Genomic DNA, 4,830 nt, shown 5'->3' with positions numbered 1-4,830 from the left:
TCCGTGCCAAGTTCGCGTGCCTGGGCGACTTCCTCGCGCGTCAGGCTTTCCTTGTCGTCGACGCGCTCCTTGAAAGGCTTCCAGAATTCGCGCATCAGGGGCACCCAGTCCTTCTCGCCGCGAGAGACCTCATCGAGCTCGTCTTCGAGGCGCGCGGTGAACTCGTAGTCCACGTACTGGGTGAAATGATCGGTCAGGAACTTGTTGACGATGCGCGCCACGTCGGTCGGGATGAAACGTCTCGCATCCATCTCGACATATTCGCGGTTCTGCAGCGTGGTGATAATGGACGCGTAGGTCGACGGGCGACCGATGCCGTATTCCTCAAGTGCCTTGACCAGGCTGGCTTCCGAGAAGCGCGGTGGTGGCTCGGTGAAATGCTGAACGGTATCGATGTCCACGAACTTGATTTCGTCACCTTCGTTCAGTTCCGGCAACGTCTTGTCATCGTCGTCATCGGCCTTCTTGTCGTCGACGTCCTCGAGGTAGACGGCGATGAAGCCAGGCTTGACCAGTGTCGAACCGGTCGCACGGAACACGTTGCCCTCACCGGCGGCAATCTCGGCAGCGACGGTATCGTAGACAGCATGCACCATCTGACTGGCGACGGTGCGCTTCCAGATCAGTTCGTAAAGCTTCGCCTGGTCCGGCGTCATGAACTTGCGGATGTCCTCGGGCGTCAGCTTCACCGACGTCGGGCGAATGGCCTCGTGCGCTTCCTGCGCATTCTTGGACTTGGTCTTGTAGACGTTCGGTTCGTCCGGGACATTGTCCTTGCCGTAGCGCTCGCCAATGACCTCGCGAATCTCGTTCAGTGCATCCTGGGACAGGGTGACGGAGTCGGTACGCATGTAGGTGATCAGGCCGACGGTACCGTCTTCCGTTTCCACGCCTTCATACAGCTGCTGTGCCGTGCGCATGGTGCGGTTGGCGCCGAATCCCAGCTTGCGCGATGCTTCCTGCTGCAAGGTCGAGGTGGTGAAAGGTGCAGTCGGGTTGCGACGACGCTGTTTCTTCTCGACCTTGTTGATGACCAGTGTGTCGCCGGCAGCCTTGAGGGCGGATTCCGCCTTGCGCGCCGATTCTTCGTTCTCGAAGCTGAACTGTTCGACCTTCTCGTTCTCGAAGCGCCACAGCTTGCCCCCGAAGCCCGAGCCTTCCTTCTCGAACTTGCCTTCCAGCGTCCAGTACTCGCGCGGCACGAATTTCTCGATTTCTTCCTCGCGCTCGACAATCATCCGGAGCGCAGGGGACTGCACGCGCCCGGCCGACAGGCCGCGGCGGATCTTCTTCCAAAGCAGTGGCGAAAGATTGAAGCCGACGAGGTAATCCAGCGCGCGCCTGGCCTGCTGGGCGGCAACCAGGTCGTTGGACAGGGTGCGTGGGTGTTCGACCGCGTCCTTGATGGCGCGCTTGGTGATCTCGTGGAAGACGACGCGACGGACATCCTTGCCGTCCAGCACGCCCCGCTCCTTGAGCAGTTCGTACAGATGCCAGGAAATGGCCTCTCCCTCGCGATCGGGGTCAGTGGCGAGCATCAGCGTGTCCGCCTTCTTCATTTCCTTTTCGATCTTGTCGACATGCTTTTCGTTCCGCTCGATCACCTGGTACTTCATGTCGAAGTCGTGCTCGGGATCTACGGCACCTTCTTTCGGCACCAGGTCGCGAACATGTCCATAGGAAGCCAGCACCTTGAAATCCTTGCCCAGGTATTTCTCGATGGTCTTGGCCTTGGCCGGGGATTCTACAATGACGAGATTCTTGCTCATGGGTCCGGTGTGGCTTCCGTTTGGCGGCAACACGCACCCTCGCTGCTGCCAGCGAAGATGCGGTTCCCCTGAGTTCAGGTTGTGGAGCGAAAGGCCGTCAGTGGACGGCGCCGACCCGCTCCTCGAATACCAGATCCTCCATCCGGGCGAAGTTCTGTTCCTGCCCCGGCTGGTTGAAAAGGACCATCAGGATAATCCACTTGACCTGATCAATGTCAATTTCATCGGAATCCAGCGCCATGATTCGGTCGATAACCAGTTCTCTTTCCTGCTGGTTGAGTATCCCGACCTGTTCAAGGTAGATGAGAAAACCGCGGCATTCCGCATCCAGCCGCAGCATTTCTTCCCGGCTGAACACGCGCAGCGATTGCTCGGCGTGCAAGGACAGGCCCTTGGATGGATCTGCCCCGAGGCCTTCCAGCCAGCGGAAGGCCTTGCTTACTTCATGCCGGTCGAAGCCGGCTTCTTCCAGTTCGATACGGAGTGTTTCGCGGTCATGCTGTGGATCTGTTTCGTCTTCCAGGTAGTTGTCGAATAGGTACATGAGTACATCCAGCACGTTTTCTTTCATCTTGGCTACCTATCAGTTCACTCGGGCATAACGACCGCCGGGTGAGGCTTCCACTCTCCCCTGGAGCTCCAGGATCAGCAGCATGGAAGATATCACATCGGCTTTCAGCCCGGTTTGCGCGACGATCACGTCTACAGGTGTGGGGTCGAACCCCAGCGTTTGCAAGACGCGCTCATAATCCGGGTCGTTGCTGTCCTCCTCTTCAGCCTCGGGGGAAGTGATGGTGTCTGCCAGCTGCGTCGGCAGGCTGGCCAGGTTGCGGATATCTTCCAGCACGTCGGCAGCTGATTCCACCAGCTTGGCGCCGTCGCGTATCAGTCGATGGCAGCCACGTGCCAGCGGGTTGTGAATGGATCCCGGTATCGCGAAGACTTCGCGGCCCTGTTCGCTGGCCAGCCGGGCGGTGATCAGCGAGCCGCTGCGCTGGGCCGCCTCGACCACCAGGGTGCCCAGGCTCATGCCACTGATGATGCGGTTGCGGCGCGGGAAGTTCTCGGGGCGTGGCGAGGTGCCAGGCGGAAATTCCGAGATCATGAGGCCCTCGGCCACGATGCGCTCGCCCAGTTCCTTGTTGCTGGCAGGGTACAGGCGATCGAGTCCGGTGCCGCAGACGGCAATCGTGCCGCCACCGGCATCCAGCGCGCCAGCATGTGCGGCGGCATCGATGCCGCTGGCCAGGCCGCTGGTGATGACGAGCCCGGCGCGCGCCAGTGTTCCCGCAAAATCGGCTGCCGTCGCGGTGCCGCCTCGGGTCGGATTCCGGGATCCGACAATCGCCAGCTGGTAGTCCGTCAGCAGGCCGACATCGCCGCGCGCAAACAAGGCGATTGGCGGATGATCGATGCCCCGGAGAAACTCCGGATAGTCCTTTGATGTGGCCGGCACGAGTGTCGTGCCGCTGTCTTCCATCCACGCGATATCGGTGTCAACCCGCTCCCAGTCCGGGTTCTGCAGGGCATCACGCGTCTTTGGTGAGAGGTCGAACGGGGTGAGCTGGCGAGGATTCAGGGTGAAAAGGGCGCCAGGCGTGCCGAACTCGGCCAGCATTGCGTCAAGTGACGGCCACCCCAGTCCGGGCGTGCGGACCAGGGCGAGCCAGTGGCGCAGATCCTTCATGTGCCTCGGTGGCCCTCCCGGTAACACCCGCCATGGTCAGGCGACCTGGCGGGCTTTCTGGGTACCGCGCCGTCCTGGCGCGATCAGCAATTGTTCAGACCGAGTGTTTCAGGGATTGCGAACCATGTCCAGCGTGTGGATTTCCTTGGTCGAGGTCATGACCAGCGCAAAACTGACCTCGTTGAAGACTCGGAATACCAGTACCGAGCCCGCCTTTTCGGAAGGCAGGTCCACCGACCAGCTCAGCCGTCCCGCTACGTCATCGCTGACCTCTTCGCCCTGCTGGTAGACGTCCAGCACGTGGCCGATCTCGAGGCCGTCCGCCTCACCGCGGTTGAGGGTGACGATCTGGTAGCGGCCGACATTCGAGACACCATCGACTACGTCGATGATGTAGCCGTTGACCGATTTTTCGGGGGCATGCGGGATGATGTTGCTGTTGAAGTCATCTTCGTCGATCGGCAGCAGGCGGTCGCCCTTGGTCGACTCGCGCTTGCTGCGCTCGATGTAGACCGTGGCCGGATCACCCCAGCGCTTGGCCACGCCTTGGGCTACTTCCATGGCTTCCCAGCCGAGGAAGTCACCGGTTTCCGGGTCTTCGTATTCGTCGCCGATGCGCACGATATTGAAGCGCTCGGGCCCACCACTTTGCAGGCCGCGCACGTAGACGTGGTCGCCCGCGCCTGCCAGCAAGCGGCCGTCCTGGCCACGAAGGATGTAGGGAGCAGCCTCGTACTGGTCTTCCGTCACAATGTGCGGCTGGCTGAGGAATGCTCGAATGGCCTCGATCGGAATGGTTGGAATGGCCTGGTCGATCGGCGACGTGCGAATCTTCGGCGACAGGCGCTCGGTGCCCAGCGTGGTCATGTAGATTTCACCATCACGCTCGACACGCAGCTGCGGCTGATCGTCGTAATAAAAGAGTATGATCACGTCACCCGGGTAGATCAGGTGCGGATTGGCGATCTGAGGATTCACGAACCAGATTTCCGGCCAGAGCCAGGGATCTTCCAGGAACATCGAGGAGATGTCCCACAGCGTGTCGCCTTTCTTGACGGTGTAGCGCTCGGGAGCCCGCGGTGCCACGCGGACCTCTTTCGTGGGTTCGCTCTGCACGGGTGCCGGCTCGGCTGCCTGAGGAGCAGGCTGCATTGCCGGTTCGCTGGCGCAGCCGGCGGTCAGCAGCGAGAAGGCTGCCAGCAGGGCCAGCAGCAACAGCGTCCGCCCTTGAAAACGGGTATAATCCCCATAATTCATGGACTTGCTGGTAGTTTGCCGAACAGCGTTAGGTGACGTTGGCATCATTCTTCTGGCTCTCCGAGGCTGCGGGTCCGGTCAATCTGGCGGGTACCCCTTGTTTCCCTGAGCATGGTC

4 protein-coding genes are annotated in these 4,830 nt (G+C 60.9%); all 4 read right to left on the bottom strand.

Translation table 11 applies throughout. The annotated features are described in order from the left end of the window. A partial coding sequence (gene topA, locus R3217_10285) for a type I DNA topoisomerase (protein MDX1455829.1) occupies window positions 1–1,769 on the bottom strand: 1,769 nt, incomplete at its 3' end. Window positions 1,770–1,866: 97 nt separating this feature from the next. Beyond that, entirely contained in the window at window positions 1,867–2,340 is a 474-nt protein-coding gene (locus tag R3217_10280) for a DUF494 domain-containing protein (protein ID MDX1455828.1), read from the bottom strand. 12 nt (window positions 2,341–2,352) lie between these two features. After that, entirely contained in the window at window positions 2,353–3,456 is a 1,104-nt protein-coding gene (gene dprA, locus R3217_10275; protein MDX1455827.1) for a DNA-processing protein DprA, read from the bottom strand. A gap of 108 nt (window positions 3,457–3,564) precedes the next feature. Continuing rightward, window positions 3,565–4,713: a LysM peptidoglycan-binding domain-containing protein gene (locus R3217_10270; protein MDX1455826.1), complete on the bottom strand. Its 1,149-nt coding sequence runs from the start codon at window positions 4,711–4,713 to the stop codon at window positions 3,565–3,567. Between the last annotated feature and the right edge of the window lie 117 nt (window positions 4,714–4,830).

It is taken from the genome of Gammaproteobacteria bacterium (assembly GCA_033720895.1).
In the GTDB taxonomy this organism is placed as follows: domain Bacteria; phylum Pseudomonadota; class Gammaproteobacteria; order Natronospirales; family JAJUFS01; genus JAWWBS01.
The sequence above is the reverse complement of the archived record's forward strand: the minus strand, read 5'-3'. Positions and strand labels throughout refer to the sequence as shown.